Source organism: Hujiaoplasma nucleasis (assembly GCF_013745115.1).
Taxonomy (GTDB): domain Bacteria; phylum Bacillota_I; class Bacilli_A; order Izemoplasmatales; family Hujiaoplasmataceae; genus Hujiaoplasma; species Hujiaoplasma nucleasis.
This window is the reverse complement of the sequence record NZ_CP051151.1, coordinates 468,872-489,600: the sequence shown is the minus strand read 5'-3', so window position 1 is coordinate 489,600 and position 20,729 is coordinate 468,872. Positions and strand designations below refer to the sequence as shown.

Here is a 20,729-nt window from a genome sequence, read left to right as displayed (position 1 = left end):
AAGCAGGCTCAAATGAGCCTGCTTTATAAATTTTACTTTTAAATTAACCTAATAATACATCAATCATTGACCAAACAGCTGCGATTAAAATACCTAAAAACATACCAACTGCTAAAATCAATAAAATGATTTTACCAAATTTACTTTTGGTTGGATTGTAAGTTCTAATTTCTTCTTTAACTTGTTTGTTATTTGCCATATTATCACCTCAAACTATGTATAAACTATTATAAACTAAAAGCCAAAAAAAATAAAGGTTTAATTATCACTTGCGTAAGATTTTAAAAAACTTACGACTTCTTTAGTTAAGTATTCAGGCGTTGAAGCTCCTGATGAAACCGTTACTTTTTTTACACCCTTTAAATCTGAAACATTGATATCTTTAAGACTTTGAATTAGAAAAGTCTTCGTTTGTGTGAAATTCTCGGATATTTTAGCTAGATTCTTAGAATTGTTAGATCTTGGATCACCCACAATATAACATAAATCTGCATCTTCATTGGCTTTAATGATTGCATTTTGTCTTATACGAGTCGCATTGCAAATTTCCTCAGTAATGATAATATCATTATATTTTTTCTTTAATGCTTGATGAATATTAAAGATATCTTTAATAGAAAAAGTTGTTTGATTTGTTACAAAAATAGGTTCTTTAATTTTTAAGTCTTCAACATCTTCTGGATTTTCAAGTAAATACACATGATCGCCTAAAGATAAGGATGCATTGGTTTCCGGATGATTTTTTTTACCTATATAAATAACATTATAAGAATTTTTTAAATAAGCTTTGATTAAATCATGTGTCGTATAAACATCTTGACAAGTGGCATCAACCAAAGTGATATTTTTATTTTTAATTTTATCTATGACATCAATCGGTGTACCATGAGCAGAGATAACGATAGTACCTGAATCAATCTCATCTACCAGTTCTAAACGGCTTTTATTTTTATCATCCAAAGTGATGGCTCCTAATTCACTAAGTTCATCAACCACATATTTATTATGAACAATAAACCCTAAAACATAAACAGGTTTGGGATAGGCATCACTCTTTAATACTTCTTTAACTTTTTCGATGGCGAAATGTACACCTTTACAAAAGCCTCTAGGTCTTATATCTTCAACAATCATCTTTTACCCCTTATTGATTTACTTTAAGCCTTATCTATTATATAATAGATGTGAGAAAAATACAAAGAAGGTATCTTATGAAAAAATTTAACAAACAATACTTGAATGACGCTTTGGCTGCCATTCATTTTAATGAATTGACAGATGTTCAAGCAAAAGTGCTTGAATTGGATAAACAGAATCAACCCTTAATTATAGAAGCGAAAACTGGGTCTGGAAAAACCCATTCTTTTTTATTACCGATTTTAGAAAACCTAGATGAAGATATTCTTGAATGTCAAGCGGTTATTGTCGCACCTACTAGAGAACTAGCCTTGCAAATAGAAAAATTTGCTAGAGACTTAATCAAACATTCAGATAAAATAATTAAAATATCTATGTTTACAGGAGGGACTGACAGGGACCAAAGCATTGAAAATTTATCATCCCAACAACCTCACATCGTGATTGGTACACCAGGAAGATTACATGACTTAGTTTTTAAAGAAAACATTTTAAAAATATATACAGCCAAATATTTTATTATTGATGAAGCAGATATGGCCTTAGACCAAAATTTCATTGAAGAATTATCGAATTTAGCCAATATCTGTCAAAGAGCGAAAATCATGGTCTTTTCAGCCACCATCCCAGAAAGACTCATGCCATTTTTAAAAAAATACTTAAATAATCCAATTTCTTTAAAAGTTCATCCTGATGAAATATCCAACTTGAATATTGATCATTATTTTATTAAATCAAAAGAAAAACCAAGAATGGATATCTTAAATCAAATATTAAATGCTATTAATCCATATTTAGCTATTATTTTTTGTAATACTAAAGAATCAGCTGAAGAAGTCTATGAAATGATGTCTGAAAAGAATTATAATGTGGCCTTATTTCATGGTGGTCTAGCCCATCGGAAAAGAAAACAATTAATTCAAAGAGTCAATCATTTAGATTTTCAGTATCTTGTGGCCACGGATATACTAGCTAGAGGAATTGATATTGTAGGTGTATCTCATGTCATTAATTATGAATTACCACAAGACACTGAATTTTATATTCATCGAAGTGGTAGGACTGGCCGCATTAATATGGATGGTCAATGTCTATCTATTTATGAATTTAATGACAACCAATATCTCGATGACCTTGAAAGAAAAGGGGTTAAAACGCATTATAAAGATATAAAAAATAACTCAATTATTGATGTTAAGGATAGAAATGCTCGAAGTGAACGTCATTGGCAAGAAAATGATGTTGATAGGGCAGCTAAATTAAAAGTAAAAAAACCGTCTAAAGTAAAACCAGGTTATAAAAAGAAATATAAACAAAAAGTCGCTATTGAAAAGAAAAAATTAAATAGGATAATGAAGAAAAAATGAAAATAAATGTTGTCTTATTCCAACCAGAAATTCCTCAAAATACAGCCAATATTATGAGGACTTGTGCAGGAACTTCTGTGACATTGCACCTTATCAAACCCTTAGGATTTAAATTAGACCCTAAGTATTTAAAAAGAGTCGCTGTTAATTATCTAGATAATGTTGACTATTTTGTTTATGATTCATACCATGATTTTATTGAAAAAAACCCTGGTGAATATTATTTTATTACACGATATGGAAAAAAACCTCCAAGACAGATGGCCTTTCAAGAAGCGCAAAAAGACATCTATTTAATCTTTGGACGCGAATCAACAGGATTACCAAAAAATATATTAAGACAAGACTTAGATAGGTGTGTTCGCCTACCTATGAATGATTCTATACGTTCTTTAAATTTAGCCAATACTGTAGCTATTATGGTTTATGAAGTTTTAGGTCAGTTAGATTACTTACAACTAAGTAAGACTGAACCGGAAACCCTTAAAGGCGAAGATTGGTTGCTAGAGGAGTGAATATATGCAGATTAATATAGGCGATCATTTAATTATTCAGTCCTACAAACATGACCAAAGTTTACATAGGATATGGAAACATGAAACAGTCATAGAAAACAACGATGATCACATCATCGTTGCCAATAGAAGAACCAAAGTTGTTGAGTCAAACGGAAGGTTTTGGTATACAAAGGAACCTTCAGTATCTTTCTTTTTTAAAAACAACTGGTACAATGTCATAGCCATTATTAAGAAAAAAAGAATAACTTTTTATTGTAATTTAGCCAGCCCAACCTTAATTGATGATGAAGCCATTAAATATATTGATTATGACTTAGATTTAAGGGTTGAAGCTGACTTTTCATATAGAGTGGTAGATATTCATGAATTTAAAGCTCATTCTAAAGAAATGAATTACAGTGATAAAATTACAAACATTCTCGCCAAGCAAACCTTAGACTTACGAAATAGAATTGACAAAAGGTTGTTTCCTTTTGACCATGGACTTATTGAGAACCTATATCAAAAGTTTTTAAAAATTGAAGAAAAACATCATCATCAATAAAATCGATTTTTCTCAAAAAAATATCCATGTATCATTTGACTGATTTGTGATATAATAGATAGAGAAATCATACGAAAGAGGGGATTTATAATCAAATCATCTTGATTATAGAGTGCATATGGAACTGATTTATAAAGTGAAAAAACCAGAAACAATTAAGCGATTTATTCTTGAAAATCATATACCGTCAAGTATATTAGAAAGAGATGAAAAGCTATACAAAATTTATGTTAATAATCAAATTAAATCAACAAAAGACACTGTCCGTAAAGGCGATAAAATTCATATTCATATTGTTAATGAAAAGCCTGAAAAGGTTTTTCCTCAAGAAATGGATTTAGATATTATCTATGAAGATGAATATTTATTAGTTATCAATAAACCTGCCAATATGCGTATGATGATTTCGAAGAAACACCCTAAGAATACATTAGCCAATGGTATTAGTCATTACTATCAAACTAATAATATCCAAGCTAAATTACATTTTATTAATCGCTTAGATACAGATTTATCAGGTTTAGTTGTCCTAGCAAAACACCAATTCATTAGATTTTTAATGAGTGATAAACTTAATAATGAAGCCTTATTTTATTATCAAGCTGTTGTTGATGGACAAATACCTCAAAAGAATTTTAGTATTTGTTTGCCAATTGGAAAACAAAAAGACTCATCTTTAAGAGAAGTAGCTGAAGATGGAAAAGAATGTGAAACCAAGTATCAAGTCATCAAAGAATATAAGAACTTTTCTTTACTTGATCTACAGGTGAAAAATAAAATAACTCACCAAATTAAAGTACATTTATCATATTTTGATTTTCCTGTTGTAGGAGATAAGTATTATAACGAAAGTTCTTATCCTGTAGATAGAGTATTAATGGATTGTTATAAAGTTAAATTTACCCATCCGATTAATGAAGAAGAAATGAATATAGTTCATGAGATACCTAAAGAAATAATTGACTTTATGAAAAAATAAAAGGCACATTGAGTGCCTTTTTGTCTTTATTGAACATAGTTAATTAAAAGTTTAAAAGTTGCGTCTATAGCATCAATATGCGTGCGTTCCATACCATGAGAAGCATGAACACCAGGTCCAATCAAACCACCTCTGAAGTCTTTGCCACCACGATATGCTGCAGAAACATCTGAACCATAAAATGGATAAATATCAGTAACATAGTTCAGCTTTTCTTTTTTAGATATATCAACAAGTTTAGAAATGATATGGTAATCATAAGGGCCTGAAGAATCTTTAGCACAAATTGAAACATCATGTTCCGTACAAGATAAATCTTCACCAATACAACCCATATCAACCGCAATCATTTCATCCAAATCTGGAATAAATGAAGCCCCATGACCAACTTCTTCATAGGTTGAAATGATTATCTTTAGATTTTGTTTGGGTTTGATCTGATGGTCTTTTAAATATTTTAAAAAGCCAAAAATGATGGCCACAGATATTTTGTCATCTAGAAAGCGGCTTTTAATATATCCAGATTGAGTAATGGTTGTTTTTGGATCAAAGAAAATGAAATCTCCAGGTCTTATCCCTAATTTTTCAACATCTTCTTTATTCTTAACAACTTCATCAATTCTAACAAACATGTTATCAGGATTTCTAGTTTCTGAAGAAGCATTTTTAAAGACATGAGAAGAAGGACTGTTTGATAAGAATGTGCCTGAAATGTCTTTGCCTTCTCTAGTATGAACTGTACAGTATTCCCCATCCAAAGTTGGCCAAATAGGACCTCCAATGGTTGTGAATTTTAAATTTCCATCACTTGAAATGCTCCTAACCATTGCGCCTAAAGTATCCACATGAGCACTTAAACCTAATGTTTGATCTGAAGTACCTAAAACATCAATAATTAAATTTCCTTTTTTTGTTTTATAAGAAGTCAAACCAAGTTTATTTGATTCTTCTTCAATAGCTTCAATCACCTTATGTGTGTAACCGCTAGGTGAAGGAATATTCAATATTTTTTTTGCAAAATCTAATATATAACTTATGTTTTTATCCATATTAACCTCCCATTTAAGTATATCATAAAATGCTTTTCTATAAAGAGATTATTCACTTTTAAATGCGTTTTTATTATGATAAAATAGATAATAAGAAGGTGACCTATGATTATTGTTTTTGGTGGGGCTTTTAATCCGCCAACCATCGCCCATAAGGAAATCTATCATTTTATTCATGAACTTGTGCCTGTCGATAAGTTTATATTTTTACCTGTCTCAAAAAAATATTCAAAGGCATCTCTCATCGAAGACAAGCACAGATTACAAATGTTAAAAATACTGACTGCTGATTTAAATGACGCTATTGTATCAGAAATTGAAACTGAAGACGAAGAGTTTTTAGGAACTTACCAGTCTTTACTTAAAATTAAAAATCAATACCCTCATCAAGAGGTCGCCTTTGTATTAGGGGCTGACAACTTGAATCATTTAGATCAATGGATTAATGCTGAAAAATTAGTCAGTGAATTTAAATTCATTATAGTTAATCGACATAAAAAAAACCTAGATAAATTAATCGAAAAGAAGACCTTGTTAAAAAATCATAAGAGTCATTTCATCATTTTAGAAAATTTCCATTCAAATATATCTAGTAGCCTATTTAGAGAAACTCTAGATCCCTATTATGTTGATGAGGGCATCTATCATTACATTATGAAACATGATTTATACCGAGGAGGTAAGGACTAGTGCATAAAGGTTTTATAAAAATATCACTGATTTCTCCAAAACTTGAGGTTGGGAATCCAAAATTTAATATTGATCAAATGCTTAAAGCCTTAGAAAACAACCCTAGTTCTATCGCCGTTTTTCCTGAACTAGCAACCACAGCCTATACTTGTGGAGATTTATTCTTTCAAAATTCATTATTTACAGATAATGACAAAGCAATTCAATACTTCTTAAGTAATAATCACTTTAAAGGGATTGTTATTATGGGTATGCCATTATTATTAGAAGAGATGGTTTTAAATACAGCTGTCGTCATACAAGAAGATAAAATTTTAGGAATCGTTCCTAAATTTTATTTACCAAACGCTAAAGAGTATTATGAAAAACGTTGGTTTAACTCAGGTTTTGACGTGGTCGACAAAATTAAAAATATTAAATATTTAGGTAAAGATATTGCTTTTGGAAACATTATTTTTACTTATAAAGACATTCAGTTTGGAGTAGAAATCTGTGAAGATATGTGGGCTACCATCACTCCAGGTAACTTATTATCGGTTAATGGCGCTAATATTATATTTAATATCTCTGCCTCTAATGAAACGGTAGGCAAAGAAGCTGTAAGAAGAAATGCTGTTCTAGAACATTCAAGAAAAAACTCAGGTATTTATGCTTATTGTTCTGCAGGAGCCAGTGAATCTTCTTCTGAAACTGTATTTTCTGGACATAATATAGTGGCCAATAATGCTAGGTTAATTAAAGAAGTCAATGTTTTTTCTCTTGAAACATCAATTTTATATGTTGATCTTGATATGGAAAGATTAGCTTATGAAAGAAGATCTAATTCTTCTTTTAGAGATTCAATATTAAAGTATAAATTCCAATATCAAAAAGTAAATTTCCACTTAGAGGAAAAAGACGACCATGAGTTTTCTACTGATATAGATCCATTACCATTTGTTCCAAAAAAAGACCTCTATGAGAATTTTAAAAAAATAGCTTCAATTCAAGAATTTGGATTGTCAAAAAGAATTTCTCACATTGGTATTAAAAAAATCATTGTAGGTATTAGTGGGGGCTTAGATTCATCACTGGCTTTATTGGTAGCCGCCAATGCATTTGATTATTTGGGTCTTGATAGATCAGGCATCATGGCTTATACATTACCAGCTATGCATACTTCTGAAAGAACCAATGCCAATGCTAAGAAACTTATGGAGTTATTGGGTGTTTCTATGCATGAAATAGACTTAAAAGACCATATTCAAGACCACCTAAAGCTTTTGGGTCATGATGGTGAAACGGAAGATATCACCTATGAAAATGCACAAGCAAGAGCAAGGACCATGGTTTTAATGAATATGGCCAATAAGGAAAAAGGCATAGTACTTGGGACAGGTGATTTATCAGAAATAGCCTTAGGTTGGTCAACTTATAATGGTGACCAAATGTCTATGTACAATGTCAATGGTGGCATTCCTAAGACTGTCGTTCGCTTTATGATAAAGGCTTATGCTGATTATGTTTTTAATGATGATATTAAAGCATGCCTTTATGATATTTTAGATACACCAATTAGTCCTGAACTAAGTTCTAATCAAAAAACAGAAAATATTATCGGCAAATATGAAATCAATGATTTCATCTTATATAGATTTTTAAATTGTGGTGATGATAAAGAAAGAATTAAATTCTTACTTGGTCATGTTTTTGATATTAAAGAAAAAGAAATCAATGACTATGTAGAGAATTTCTTTAAGCGTTTTTATTCCCAACAATTTAAAAGAACTGCATCTCCTGATACACCTAAAGTCTTTGACTATGGTTTATCACCAAGGAGTGACTATCGAATACCATCGGATGTGAAAAGATCATGAAAAAAGAAAAAGTTGTTGTAGGTTTAAGTGGAGGCGTTGACTCAGCAGTCAGTGCATATCTTCTTAAAGAACAAGGTTATGAAGTTATTGGTTTATTTATGAGAAACTGGGACAGTGCAGCCAATAATGATATATTAGGTAATCCAAATGACCCAAATGATGCTTGTCCTCAAGAACAAGATTATCAAGACGCTAAGAGGGTTGCTGAGCATTTAGGTATTGAACTCCATCGACATGATTTTATCCAAGAATATTGGGATTATGTTTTTACCTATTTTATTGAAGAATATAAAAAGAATAGAACACCCAATCCTGATATCCTTTGTAACAAGTATGTCAAGTTTGCTGGTTTTCAAGAAGTGGCTAAAAGTCTAGGGGCTGATTACTTTGCCTATGGTCATTATGCTCGAAGAAAAACAATAAATGGTCAACATTATTTATTGAGAGGTTTAGACCAAAATAAAGACCAATCATATTTCTTATCTCATTTAAATCAAGATCAATTAGCAAAATCATTATTTCCAGTTGGTGAACTAAGAAAAAAAGAAGTTCGTGAAATAGCTGAAAAAATGCAGATACCAACTTTTGATAAAAAGGATTCAACAGGCATATGCTTTATAGGAGAAAGAAATTTCAGAGAATTTTTAAAAAATTATATTTTTACAAAACCTGGTGATATTGAAAGCACTGATGGTGATATCCTTGGCCGACATGAAGGATTAATGTACTATACAATTGGCCAAAGAAAAGGTTTAGAAATAGGTGGACACAAGGACTATCCGAATGCCCCTTGGTTTGTGATTGGTAAGGACATAGAACGAAATGTTTTATTGGTAGGGCAAGGTAAGAACCATCCCTTATTATTTGCCAATCGAGTCATAGTTGAAGATGTACATTGGATATCAAAGGATAAGTTTACAGGTACTTTAGAATGCCAAGCAAAATTTAGATATCGTCAAGCTGATCAAACAGTCATTATTAAATGGATTAATGATAGGGACGTTGAAGTTATATCAAATCATCCTATTAAAGCTGTAACACCAGGTCAAGCTGCAGTTTTTTATCAAGATGAAGTGTGTTTGGGTGGCGGTGTCATCAAAGCCTCTTATCAAAATCAAAAGAAATTAATGTATTAAATGATTCAATTATATTGAGTTATTTGTAAAGAAAAAATGAGGTAGTATGATGAATAAATTAGGACTATGCTTATCTGGCGGTGGCGCTAGAGGTTCCTATCAAATTGGTGTTGCTCAAGCCTTAAAAGACCTTGGCTATTATGATCAAATCTATGCCATGTCAGGAACCAGTATTGGTGCTGTAAACGCCAGTTTACTAGCAACAAGACCCATTGAAGATGTTTTAGATATTTGGGTTAACTTTCCTAGGGAAGAATTTAATTACATAGAAAGCTTAATGAATAAGATTAGATCAAAAGATTTTTCTTTTGTTAAAAACGGTGTCATTGATATAGAAAATTTAGAAAAGCTCTTAGAAGCAAATTTAGATACATCAAAATTAAAAGAAAAAAAGGTCTATATCACACTCTCACCAGCTGGCTTAACCAATGAGGGTTCTTTAGGCATTATTAAATCATCTTTTAATCATTATATTCGTGGAAGAAAAAAAGTTATTTATTCTCCACTTCAAGATCAAAAACCTGACGATATCAATAAGCAAATCATTGCCTCATGTTCTATTCCTTTTGTTTTTCCTCCAGTTATGATTAATGGAAAACAGACTTTTGATGGGGGTTTATATGATAATATTCCTATTAAACCCTTAGTCAACGCAGGTTGTGATACAGTGATTGTCGTTAATCTTCAAAAATTAATTAGATTTAATCCTAAAAAATTTCCTGGCATTAAGATTATTGAAATTAAACACAAAAAGTCTTTAGGTGCTATTTTGAATTTTGAAAAAAACCAATCCATCGCAAGATATCATTTAGGTTATGAAGATGCTATGAATTATTTCAAAGAAAATCCTTTACAATAAAAATAAGTTAAAGATTAAACTCTGATCATTATGATATGATACCTCTAAAGTAGACACTATAAAAAAAGAAAATAATCAAAATGATTATGAGTATTTATTATGGAAGATACTTTGGAGGTATTTTTATATGGGAAGAAAACTGAAATATAGTAAGGAAGCAAAGTTAGAAATTGTAAGAAGATATATAGAAGGAGAAAGCGCAACAAAGTTATCACAAGAGTTTTCAATAGGTGTGAAGTATCCCGAGAGAATGATACTTGAATGGAGACACAAGTATGAAGCTTTAGGTGAAAGTGCATTTAATACTACGGATAAGAACAAAACATATAGTAAAAAACTAAAGTTGGCAGCAATAAGTGATTACCTTAACGGAGAAGATTCGATGGAGATGACCGTAAACAAATATGGAATTTCATCTAAGTCAGTGTTAATAAATTGGTTAAACAAGTATAATAGTCATATAGAAACTAAGGATTACGATCCTAAACCGGAGGTCTATATGGCAAAGTCAAGAAAAACAACATATGAAGAAAGAATAGACATAGTAAAATATTGTTTAGAGCACGAGTTAAACTATAAAGAAACAGCAGTTAAATATGGCGTAAATTACGCCCAAGTATATGTATGGGTAAAAAAGTATAAAGAGAATGGTGAAGAAGGATTAACGGATAAACGAGGACGAAAGAAAACTGAATCTGAAATGACAGTTGAGGAAAAATTAAGACATCAGTTAAAGAAAGAACAAGCTCGTAATAAGTACTTAGAAATGGAGAACGCAGCTTTAAAAAAGTTGGAAGAAATCGAAAGGCGGGAGATAGTAGAAAAGAGCAAGAGAAAATCTACAAAGCGATTTTCGAATTAAGCGAAACATATCCAGTAAAGAGTTTATGTGATTTATATGAAATGAATCGAAGTTCTTATTACAAATGGCTGAAACGCAAAAATAATATTAATCAAGAAGATGAATGGATCAAAGACACCATTCTAAACTTTCATGACTTATTTAACGGCATATTAGGCTACAGAAGAATGACATTATTCATGAATCGTGTCTTTGAACTTAAGTATAATATCAAACGTATAAGAAGACATATGAGAGAATTAAGTGTTGCATCAGCAATCCGTAGGAAAAGAAAGAATTACTTGAGTTACAAGCCAGAGCAAGTAGGAGAAAATGTATTAAATAGAGAATTCAAAGCTTCGAAACCTAATGAAAAATGGCTTACAGATGTGACTGAATATAAGATTATAGGTTCAACTAAAAAACTTTACCTAAGCGCGATTCTAGATCTATATGATAATAGTATTATCGCTTATCGTATGGGAACTTCTAATAATAACGATTTAGTCTTTAAAACATTCGATGATTCGATTAAGACATATACTGGTTGTGAAAATATATTGTTTCACAGTGATCGAGGATTCCAATACACAAATAAAACATTTAAGAAAAAGTTAGATAACGTTAAGTTTATACAAAGCATGTCTAGAGTTGGACGTTGTATTGATAATGGACCAATGGAAGCATTTTGGGGTGTTATGGAAGTTGAAATGTATAAACTGAATGAATTCAGATCTATCGAGCAATTAAAAATGGCTATTGAAGAATATATAGTATTCTACAATAACCATCGTTATCAACCAGTATTAAAAGGCTTAACTCCTATGGAACTTAGGAATCAAGCCTTAGATTTAATACAATATTAATTTTATTTATTTACCGTGTCTACTTGACAGGGGGCAGTTCATTAAATCAGAGTTTTTTTATATTCACTTTTTGACGTATAAAAATATTTATATTGATTCATAATTCATTCATATTTATATCATAAAATATAATTAGGAAGTGATAGAATGAATAAAAGATTTAAAATATTGATTTATGGATTGTTAATAACGATAATTATTATAGGTGCTTTACAATACTTTTTTCCAAGAGATGATTGTCAGCCATATCTTTATGGGGGACACCATATGTTTGGTGGATCAATCTATCCTATAGGTATGATTGGTATGGTCGTTTTTTGGGTTTTAGTTGTTATGATTGTGATGTCTTTCTTTAACAAAGATAAAGAAAGACATATAGATTCATTAAAAGAAAGATTATCAAGAGGAGATATTACTATTGATGAGTATGAAAGAATTAAAGATAAAATTAATCGATAAGAGGAGTGTAAAATGAAATTTAAAGTATTAATTATTATGACTCTGCCGATTGTATTATTGATTGCTTTTATCTCGGAAAAAGTTTTAAAAAAAGATGAAAGTCATGAAGAGGTTTATAATCTTATATACCAATTAGAAAACAATTTGCTATCAAATAATACTCAAGCCAGTATTGACCATGAAAAAATATACATCACTGAACCATCAAAATCATACGAAATTAATATGCCTGATGATTTATTTTATATAGCTTTTGCACCTTACATCAATTTAACCCACTTATGTTATAACCATAGTTTAACAGGATGTTTAGGAGAAATGATCAATAAAGATATAGAAGTAAAAATCTACAATGAAGAAAATGACTTAATAAAAGATAAAGTAATGAATACTGGACATGATGGTTTTATAGGCTTATATCTAGATCCACATGCCAATTATCAAATTACAGTAACCTATCAAGATAAAACAGCTGTCTTTACAAGTAACACATTACAAACTTGTTATACGGAGGTGAGATTAAAATGACATACCTTGCTAAAGTAAAATTAAGAAATGTTAAATGCGGTGGTTGTTTCTCTCGAATATCGCAAATTATTTATCAAGAAAATATAGTACATTTAGATATAGATCACGCTAGACAAATAGCCAACATTACTTTTAAAGATGATGATTCTATCATCACAAGAATCATTAAAAGCATTAATGAAACAAAATATGAAGCTGAGTTAATCCTGATTGAAGAAGCTTAAGATAATCAAAACAATCATATTTATGGTTGTTTTGTTGTATAATGGGGATAAAGGATGGCTATATGAAGATATTAATTGTTGAAGACCATATTAAAATAAATTACTTACTAGCAAGTTTTGCTAGAAGTGAAAATCATCAAGTCACTCAAGCTTATAATGTTGAGGATGCTCTTACTTTTTTAAACCAAGATGCTTTTGATTTAATCATCACAGATTTAATGTTGCCTAAGATGCAAGGTGAAGATTTAATTAAAGAAATTCGAAAAGTATCAGATATATATATTTTAGTGATATCTAGTAAGTCAGATATAGAGGATAAATTAGATGTTTTAAGATTGGGGGTAGATGATTATATTACCAAACCTTTTTCTGTAAAAGAAGTAATGATTAAATTAAGTCAAATTGAAAAAAGAATGACACCAAAAGCGTCTTTAGTTGTTAGTGTCTTTCATGGAAAGATAAAAATATATCCTCTAAGTAGGGAAATCTATCTTGATGATAAAAACATTACTTTGACAAAAAACGAATATGACCTTTTCTGGTTTTTAGTTCAACATAAGCATCAAGTATTTTCTCGTGATCAATTATTAAATCATTTATTTTCAGAAAGCGATGCTTATGATAGAGTGATAGATGTTTATATAAAGAATATAAGAAAAAAAATATCAGTTCAAGATGAACTGATTAAAACACATTATGGTTTAGGCTATCAGTTTGTAGGTGATGTGGATGAGCTTTAAAAGTTTTTTTAAACAAAAAACAATTAGGTTTTTTATTATCATCTTTGCTTCTTTACTGATTGTATCAAATTTAGTCGTATACGGCTTATCGAGAGTCCAATATCAAAGAGAACACCAAAGACAACTACAAGGATATAAAGATATGGTTTCTCATTTTTTAACCATGGAAGACCAAGCCATGGCTTTAACTTATACAACCCATTATTATCATACTCAAGGTATTAGAATTTCTCTTTATGATGAAAACCAAAACTTACTCTTTACTACAGAAGAAGCACCCAGAACAAATACGCTCCAAACCATTACCGATGAGGATAATCAAGTGCTTGCTTACGTCAACTATGATGACGATTACTCTCTCTATGGACAGGAACTGTCCATAGCTTTAGTCATCATTAATGGTTTTAGTGTAATTATGTTTTTTATGACCATTTATTTGCTCTATTGGTATATTCAAAAAGCTTACAAGTATCTAGAAAATGATTTAAATCTCCTAGGTCACATCGATCAAGAATTCTACTTTTCAGATTTGGAAGAAGTATCCTTGCGAATTCATCACTTAATTAAGAGTGAACAAGAAATGAGATTATCGCAAAAGAACTATGTTAAAGTCTTAGCCCATGATATAAAAACTCCACTTACAGTGATTAAAGCTTATATAGAAGCTTTACAAATGAATAAACTGACCCTTAATGAGTCAATTTTAAGTGACATCCAACAAGAATTTGTTCAAATAGAAAAATTGATGCCCCAGCTGATAACAACGAACCCCCATCAACTAGAAGAAGATATTAGTATACAAAGTGTCATTGAAGATATTATTGGACGTTACTTAGAAGTTTTTCAATCAAAAAACATTAAAATAGTGAGTCAATTGAAAAATCGACAAATTCACATGGAAAGAAGAGACGCTTATAGGCTTATTGATAATCTGATATCTAATGCCTTACATTACAGTTTCGAAAATCAAAGTATTAAGATTATATTAGATGAGAATTTTTTGACCATTGAAGATAAGGGTATTGGAATGGATGAAATCACCTTAAAAGAGATTGAAAAAGGTCCTTATAGGTCTTTTCAAGCTATCAAACACTACAAGCAAGGATCGGGGATGGGAATGCAAATTATTTTTGATATTATTAAGAAATATCAATTTCAGATTAGTATTTCAAGTTATATCAACCAAGGAACAAGAATAACTATAAAGTTTTAGTGCATATTCATGCACTTTTCTTTTGGTTTTTTAGATTTTATGTTAAAATAATTATACCCCCCTGTTAGGGGGATAGGAGGAATTATGAAAAAAATTAAGTTAAATTTAATAGGTATGTCTTGTGCATCTTGCGCAAACACAATTGATCAGTACTTAAAAAATGCTGAAGGGATTATCGAAGCCAACATTAATTTAGCTACTGAAGTAGCTAATGTTACCTATGATGAATCTATAATAACAAGTCAAGATATTATCAATCTTGTGAAGAAATCTGGTTATGATGCAAATTTATTTCAAGAGAAAGTTAATGTGTCTTTTGCTGTTGAAGGGATGACTTGTGCCAACTGTGCACGAACCATAGAAATGGGTTTGTCGAAGATAGAGGGTATAGACTCTATTGTCGTTAATATAGCCACTGATAAGTTAAACTTAGCTTATGATGATTCTCAAGTCAAAATTTCCGACATTAAAAAGAAGGTAAGTGACTTAGGATATAGCTTAAAATTAGAAAGTAATACTGACCATGAAGACCAAGAAGACTTTAAGAAAATGAAAAGTGCCAAGGATAAACTTATAAAAGCTTCATTTTTAACATCCATCATCATGCTGATGATGATTGTTCATATGTTTATCATTAACATTCCAGGATATACTATAATTACATCCATACTTGCTTTCCCTATAGTCTTTATCTTAGGTAGACATGTTCATATAGGTGCCTTTAAATCATTGAAAATCTTTAAACCTAACATGGATGTTTTAGTGTCATTGGGCTCGCTTCCACCATATTTAATTGGACTTATGGGTTTATTTTTACCAATTACCACGTTTATTGAAATGGCCTCAACCATTATGACATTCCACTTAATTGGTAAGTATCTAGAATCGAGAGCCAAAGGCAAAGCTTCTCAAGCCATTAAGAAGTTAGTTGAAATGGGTGCTAAACAAGCAAATATATTGGTAGATGACCAAGAAATTCAAGTTTTAACCTCTGAGTTGTCTAAGGGAGATATCATGGTTATAAGACCAGGAGAAAAAATACCAACAGATGGACGAATTATCGAAGGTCAATCTTTAATTGATGAATCACTTGCTACAGGAGAATCAATGCCTGTTAAAAGAGGTATGGGAGATGAAGTAATTGGAGCGACCATCAATAAACAAGGTTTATTAAAAGTTCAAGTGACAAAAACAGGAAATGAAACCTTCTTATCACAAATCATTGAATTGGTTGAAGCTTGTCAAGGCTCAAAAGTACCTATTCAAGCCTTTGCTGACAAGGTGACCGGATATTTTGTGCCCGCAATTATGGTAATTACTCTCTTAACTTTCATTTCATTTAATGTCTTTTCAGATTTTCATTTAGGTATATTAAATTATTTTGACAATATCTTACCTTGGATTCAAACAGATCAATCCATATTAAGTCTATCCTTTATTACAGCCACAGCTGTATTGGTGATAGCCTGTCCATGTGCCTTAGGATTAGGTACACCAACTGCTTTAATGGTTGGAAGTGGTATAGGTGCAGAACACGGTATATTGATAAGAAATGGTGAAGCTGTTCAAACCTTTAAGGATATAAAGGCCATTGCTTTTGATAAAACAGGAACATTAACTTATGGAAAACCTATGGTCACTGATATCATCAGTGAAGACAAAGAAAAATTATTGAAATTAGCCTATACTTTAGAAAAAGGTTCAGAGCATGTACTGGCACAATCCATTATTGACAAAGCTAAGACAGACAAGATTCAAGCATTTGAGTTAAAGAACTTTCAAGCTTTGGTTGGTCAAGGTATTAAGGGAGATATTTTACAAGAAACTTACTATCTCGGAAATCGTCAATTATTGATAGATAGAGGGATAGATTTTAAAGACTATGAAAATCAAATGGTCAGTTTAGAAAATGAAGCAAAAACTGTGGTCATATTGGCTAAAGAAAATGAAGTTCTAGGTTTAATTGCAATTAGGGATGAACTAAAGTCTAATATTAAACGAGTGATTCATGCAATTGAAAACCTTGGAATTAAAACAGCTATGATTACAGGAGATAATCGTAGAACCGCTGAAGCCATAGGAAAAAAAGCAGGGATATCAGTTGTTATATCTGAAGTTTATCCTGATGGCAAAGTTGATGAAATTAAAAAACTACAAGATGAATTTGGACTGGTAGCTATGGTAGGAGATGGGATTAATGATGCACCTGCACTAAAACAGGCAAATGTAGGTATCGCCATAGGTACAGGAACTGATGTTGCAATTGAAGCTGCAGATGTGACTTTAGTTAATGGCGATATAGCCAATGTTTTACAAGCCATTCGTTTATCGCAAGCTATCTTTAAAAAAATTAAAGAAAATTTCTTTTGGGCCTGGTTTTATAATGGAATTGCTATTCCTTTTGCAATATTTGGATTACTACACCCTATGATAGGGGCAGCTGCCATGTCATTAAGTTCACTTAATGTCATTTATAATTCTTTAAGACTCAAGAAAATGAAATTTAATAAGTTGGAGGAAATATAAAATGAAACATGATCATCAAGCGAGTATTAATCTATTAAAAACTGCTAAAGGACAAATCGAAGCGATTATTAGAATGACTGAAGAAGATAGGTATTGTGTAGATATTGCAAATCAAATTCTAGCAGTCGAGTCATTATTAAAAAAAGCTAATTTGCAAATCTTAAAACAGCATTTAGATTCATGTGTGAGAGAATCTTTAACAGATGGAACATATGAAGAAAAGACACAAGAGATTATTAATATTATTAATAAATATGTAAAATAAAGAAAATAAACCTCCCTTAAGTATTATCTATGTAGAAAGGGAGGTTTTTTAATGAAAAAATTTGTAATGTTATGTGTTTTATCAATGATGGTGGTCTTAAATTTAGCCACACTAGAGGCTGAAGAATATACAAACTACCAAGAAATCATCTTTGAAGATGGAGAAGTAGAATTATTAAAGGAATATTCTAATAGTGACTATAAGTCATATTACAAGAAGACAAAGAAAAGAAAAATGTTTGGCTGGAGAATTCATGTGGTCAATAAAAATGAGGCCTTAGATTTTATTGCAGAAACTAAAATTAAGATTTTTAATTCTGGACTGACACCAATTTCATATAAAATTGAATTAGAAACTAAGGAAGTATCAAAACAACAAATTTCAGCTAGTGGTGAAATTAAAATTAAGGGTTCAGGAACAAAAAAACAATTTAAAGGCTCTGTCGATGCTTCGATTAAATCAAGTGTCTCTCTTACCACCACCACAACCAATTCTGAAACATATGAGTTTAATATTCAAGTTGATCCAATGACTTATGTTTCAATTGTAACGAGAGGAACAGGTGAAGTCAATAATGGAGTCGGAAGTTATTATTTCTTCTGGATAAGAACAAAAAAAGGTGGTTGGGAGACCTTTACAGTGCTAACTGAATATCATGAAATTATTAAGCAGAGATTCTAATGAAAAAGACATTTACGATATTGATCATTGCTTATATTGTTATAGCTCTAGCATTGTTTATGTTCTTTGGAAGAGAAAAAGATAATGAAATATACATGATGTCTATTGAAAAAGACTATGCAAGACTTTTGACTGACAATGAAACCATTGATATTCCTTTATACATTAGTCAAGAATACACTTTTTTTACCGACGAAGCCAATATCATAGATTCCAGAATCATCAGTGAAACCGATGAAGTGAAGGTAAAAATTAAAGATATTAAAAATCAAAGTCAAAGGGTATCCTATGAAGAAAAGAAATATTTCTTATACTACATAGAATGTGATTTTTCTGAAGTTTATTCTGAGAATTTAAAACTTAATATCATCAATGCCCAATTAAAACTGACATATGAAAATGAGGAAGAACTCTTATTGGATTTAGGGGATGTTATCCTTATGTTCAAAAATCTAGAACAAGCATCACATATTGATTTTAATCGAATGTATTCCTTACATGATCAAGATACCATGGTCGGCATATATATAGAAATCATAAATAAAAGCAATCAAACTATTAAAATTCATGAAATAGAAATCTTAAATGAAAAAGCAAAAATAAATCTTAATGGCGCGAAAATATCTTATGAAGCCCCAAACTATCTCGTTTCTACAAATGAAATACTTAAGGACTACCAACTTGTGGTTGAAGAATTTGAAGCTAATGATACTTTTCATTTCACACATGATAGTTCAATTATTTTACCTATTCAATATCTTAATAAAATACAACACCTAAATCGATTTCCCCTAATCATTCATTATGAATATAATAACTTAATGTATACATATATCATTGATGATTATTTATTCTATAACCATATCAGTGATTTATACAATGACTATTATGAAGTCCAACATTATCAGTATAGTTATCAATGATTTAACCAAAACCTATCAAAAAAATAAAGGGATAGAATCAATCACAACTGACTTTAAAAATGGAACTCTAAATTTATTGGTAGGCCATAATGGATCTGGGAAATCAACACTCATTAAATGTATCATGCAGGTTGTTAATTATAAGGGTAAGATATTAAAGAAGAAATATCGAATAGGTTATGCACCTGAAAATTATGTTATGCCAGATTTTATGACAGTGAAAGAATTCTTAATAGCTATTGGTAGAATTAAAGACTTATATAATCCCTATTTAAATCTAGAGTTAGATGAATACTTATCCATATTTGATATTAAATCTAAATTGAATGCACCCATTAGATCTCTATCCAATGGAATGAAGCAAAAAGTAAATATCACACAAGCTTTGCTTAATCAACCTAAAATAATCATTTTGGATGAACCTTTGGTTGGTTTAGACTTTAATGCTCAAAAACTCTTGATTAAAAAAATAATAGAATTATCTAAAAACTATTTAGTCATTGTATCGACTCATTTTCCTGAAAAATTTAACACATCAAGAAAACGAATATATAAATTTAATCAAGGAAAGCTAGAATGTTAAAATACATTAGATTACATTTAGATTATCTGATGACGAAAACATTTGTCATCATTACAATCATCCTATTATTTATTTTGATGGTGGCTTTTATCTATAATTCACAAGTGCTTGATGGATATGAATATATCGATGCATACAAAATTGATTTTGCTTTTGATTTTCTAAATGAATCATTTTTAGTTTTAGAATTTATATCTGTCTTTATCGCAATCTATATAGGCTTAAACCTAGGATCTAAAAGCAACCAAGCTTTGGCCATCTATACTGTCACATCAAAAAAAGCCAAAAGACTATTTTATTTGTCAAGAATGATTACAGGACTTATCATTATAACAATAATTTTCATAAGCCAGATAGTTTTACTACAGGCCTATAGTCATGCCTTTACTCCTTATATTATTGACTTAGGGATATACTATCTTCAAGCAGGGTATTTATATTTGGAGAACATTCAATATTATTTATTAACACTCATATTTATCATGATTTTTAAACATCTTTTAGTAGGATTAATACCATTGTTAATGTTTTGGATATTTGAAATTATGTGGCCACAAATACCTAATATCGATAAATCAGTACTAAATAATTTTATTATTAATATTCAAGGATTTGATTATATAGAAAAAAAATTACTTTTTTTCCTAATCATATACCATTTTTTGGCAATAAGTTATATAATAATACTAATTCAAAAAGATTGTTAACATTACAATCTTTTTTTGAAGAGTTAAAATTGTGATAA

The 20,729-nt window shown here is 30.4% G+C and carries 24 protein-coding genes; 21 read left to right on the top strand and 3 right to left on the bottom strand.

All coding sequences use genetic code 11. The features are described from left to right. Positions 1-43: 43 nt before the first annotated feature. Both HF295_RS02200 and ispH read right to left on the bottom strand, forming a co-directional pair. Positions 44-199, bottom strand: a complete 156-nt coding sequence (locus HF295_RS02200; protein ID WP_312032212.1) for a hypothetical protein — start codon at positions 197-199, stop codon at positions 44-46. 59 nt (positions 200-258) lie between these two features. Then, positions 259-1,134: a 4-hydroxy-3-methylbut-2-enyl diphosphate reductase gene (ispH, locus tag HF295_RS02195; protein ID WP_312032211.1), complete on the bottom strand. Its 876-nt coding sequence runs from the start codon at positions 1,132-1,134 to the stop codon at positions 259-261. A 77-nt stretch (positions 1,135-1,211) separates the two neighbouring features. On the opposite strand from ispH, the gene HF295_RS02190 reads away from it, so the two are divergent. The 4 genes from HF295_RS02190 to HF295_RS02175 all read left to right on the top strand — a co-directional run bounded on the left by HF295_RS02190 (position 1,212) and on the right by HF295_RS02175 (position 4,545). Continuing rightward, complete coding sequence (locus HF295_RS02190) at positions 1,212-2,504, top strand: DEAD/DEAH box helicase (RefSeq protein WP_312032210.1); 1,293 nt, start codon at positions 1,212-1,214, stop codon at positions 2,502-2,504. Next, entirely contained in the window at positions 2,501-3,019 is a 519-nt protein-coding gene (locus tag HF295_RS02185; protein ID WP_312032209.1) for a tRNA (cytidine(34)-2'-O)-methyltransferase, read from the top strand. Before HF295_RS02190 ends, HF295_RS02185 begins: the two co-directional genes overlap by 4 nt. 4 nt (positions 3,020-3,023) lie before the next feature. Next, positions 3,024-3,566, top strand: coding sequence for a DUF402 domain-containing protein (locus tag HF295_RS02180; protein ID WP_312032208.1), 543 nt, complete (start codon positions 3,024-3,026; stop codon positions 3,564-3,566). 118 nt (positions 3,567-3,684) lie between these two features. After that, the gene (locus HF295_RS02175; RefSeq protein WP_312032207.1) at positions 3,685-4,545 is read left to right on the top strand and encodes a pseudouridine synthase; all 861 of its coding nucleotides are present in this window, start codon (positions 3,685-3,687) and stop codon (positions 4,543-4,545) included. 26 nt (positions 4,546-4,571) lie between these two features. Here the strand turns inward: HF295_RS02175 and HF295_RS02170 are convergent, their stop codons facing one another. Continuing rightward, positions 4,572-5,594: a M42 family metallopeptidase gene (locus tag HF295_RS02170; protein WP_312032206.1), complete on the bottom strand. Its 1,023-nt coding sequence runs from the start codon at positions 5,592-5,594 to the stop codon at positions 4,572-4,574. Between the two features lie 105 nt (positions 5,595-5,699). On the opposite strand from HF295_RS02170, the gene nadD reads away from it, so the two are divergent. The 17 genes from nadD (at position 5,700) to HF295_RS02085 (ending at position 20,691) form a co-directional block, all read left to right on the top strand. Continuing rightward, positions 5,700-6,284, top strand: coding sequence for a nicotinate (nicotinamide) nucleotide adenylyltransferase (gene nadD, locus HF295_RS02165; RefSeq protein ID WP_312032205.1), 585 nt, complete (start codon positions 5,700-5,702; stop codon positions 6,282-6,284). Further along, positions 6,284-8,140, top strand: coding sequence for an NAD(+) synthase (locus HF295_RS02160; RefSeq protein WP_312032204.1), 1,857 nt, complete (start codon positions 6,284-6,286; stop codon positions 8,138-8,140). Before nadD ends, HF295_RS02160 begins: the two co-directional genes overlap by 1 nt. Further along, the gene (mnmA, locus tag HF295_RS02155; RefSeq protein ID WP_312032203.1) at positions 8,137-9,276 is read left to right on the top strand and encodes a tRNA 2-thiouridine(34) synthase MnmA; all 1,140 of its coding nucleotides are present in this window, start codon (positions 8,137-8,139) and stop codon (positions 9,274-9,276) included. Before HF295_RS02160 ends, mnmA begins: the two co-directional genes overlap by 4 nt. A gap of 49 nt (positions 9,277-9,325) precedes the next feature. Continuing rightward, complete coding sequence (locus tag HF295_RS02150) at positions 9,326-10,135, top strand: patatin-like phospholipase family protein (RefSeq protein ID WP_312032202.1); 810 nt, start codon at positions 9,326-9,328, stop codon at positions 10,133-10,135. 127 nt (positions 10,136-10,262) lie between these two features. Beyond that, complete coding sequence (locus HF295_RS02145) at positions 10,263-10,997, top strand: helix-turn-helix domain-containing protein (RefSeq protein WP_312032201.1); 735 nt, start codon at positions 10,263-10,265, stop codon at positions 10,995-10,997. Continuing rightward, positions 10,973-11,842, top strand: coding sequence for an IS3 family transposase (locus HF295_RS02140; protein ID WP_312032601.1), 870 nt, complete (start codon positions 10,973-10,975; stop codon positions 11,840-11,842). Before HF295_RS02145 ends, HF295_RS02140 begins: the two co-directional genes overlap by 25 nt. Positions 11,843-11,989: 147 nt before the next feature. Continuing rightward, the gene (locus tag HF295_RS02135) at positions 11,990-12,301 is read left to right on the top strand and encodes an SHOCT domain-containing protein (RefSeq protein WP_312032200.1); all 312 of its coding nucleotides are present in this window, start codon (positions 11,990-11,992) and stop codon (positions 12,299-12,301) included. A gap of 12 nt (positions 12,302-12,313) precedes the next feature. After that, positions 12,314-12,829, top strand: a complete 516-nt coding sequence (locus HF295_RS02130; protein ID WP_312032199.1) for a CueP family metal-binding protein — start codon at positions 12,314-12,316, stop codon at positions 12,827-12,829. Then, positions 12,826-13,053, top strand: a complete 228-nt coding sequence (locus tag HF295_RS02125; RefSeq protein ID WP_312032198.1) for a cation transporter — start codon at positions 12,826-12,828, stop codon at positions 13,051-13,053. Before HF295_RS02130 ends, HF295_RS02125 begins: the two co-directional genes overlap by 4 nt. A 62-nt stretch (positions 13,054-13,115) precedes the next feature. Continuing rightward, positions 13,116-13,793 (top strand): response regulator transcription factor, encoded by a 678-nt coding sequence (locus tag HF295_RS02120; protein WP_312032197.1) that lies wholly within the window; start codon positions 13,116-13,118, stop codon positions 13,791-13,793. Further along, a complete protein-coding gene (locus HF295_RS02115) occupies positions 13,783-15,006 on the top strand; it encodes a sensor histidine kinase (RefSeq protein ID WP_312032196.1) in 1,224 nt (407 codons plus the stop codon). Before HF295_RS02120 ends, HF295_RS02115 begins: the two co-directional genes overlap by 11 nt. A gap of 84 nt (positions 15,007-15,090) precedes the next feature. Then, on the top strand, positions 15,091-17,532 hold the full coding sequence (locus tag HF295_RS02110) for a heavy metal translocating P-type ATPase (protein ID WP_312032195.1): 2,442 nt from the start codon (positions 15,091-15,093) through the stop codon (positions 17,530-17,532). Position 17,533: 1 nt separating this feature from the next. Further along, complete coding sequence (locus tag HF295_RS02105) at positions 17,534-17,797, top strand: metal-sensing transcriptional repressor (protein WP_312032194.1); 264 nt, start codon at positions 17,534-17,536, stop codon at positions 17,795-17,797. Positions 17,798-17,848: 51 nt separating this feature from the next. Next, complete coding sequence (locus HF295_RS02100) at positions 17,849-18,478, top strand: hypothetical protein (protein WP_312032193.1); 630 nt, start codon at positions 17,849-17,851, stop codon at positions 18,476-18,478. Continuing rightward, positions 18,478-19,401, top strand: a complete 924-nt coding sequence (locus HF295_RS02095; protein WP_312032192.1) for a hypothetical protein — start codon at positions 18,478-18,480, stop codon at positions 19,399-19,401. The genes HF295_RS02100 and HF295_RS02095 overlap by 1 nt, the downstream gene beginning before the upstream one ends. Continuing rightward, positions 19,367-19,984, top strand: a complete 618-nt coding sequence (locus tag HF295_RS02090) for an ATP-binding cassette domain-containing protein (RefSeq protein WP_312032191.1) — start codon at positions 19,367-19,369, stop codon at positions 19,982-19,984. Before HF295_RS02095 ends, HF295_RS02090 begins: the two co-directional genes overlap by 35 nt. 29 nt (positions 19,985-20,013) lie before the next feature. Further along, entirely contained in the window at positions 20,014-20,691 is a 678-nt protein-coding gene (locus HF295_RS02085) for a hypothetical protein (RefSeq protein WP_312032190.1), read from the top strand. Positions 20,692-20,729 lie beyond the last annotated feature (38 nt).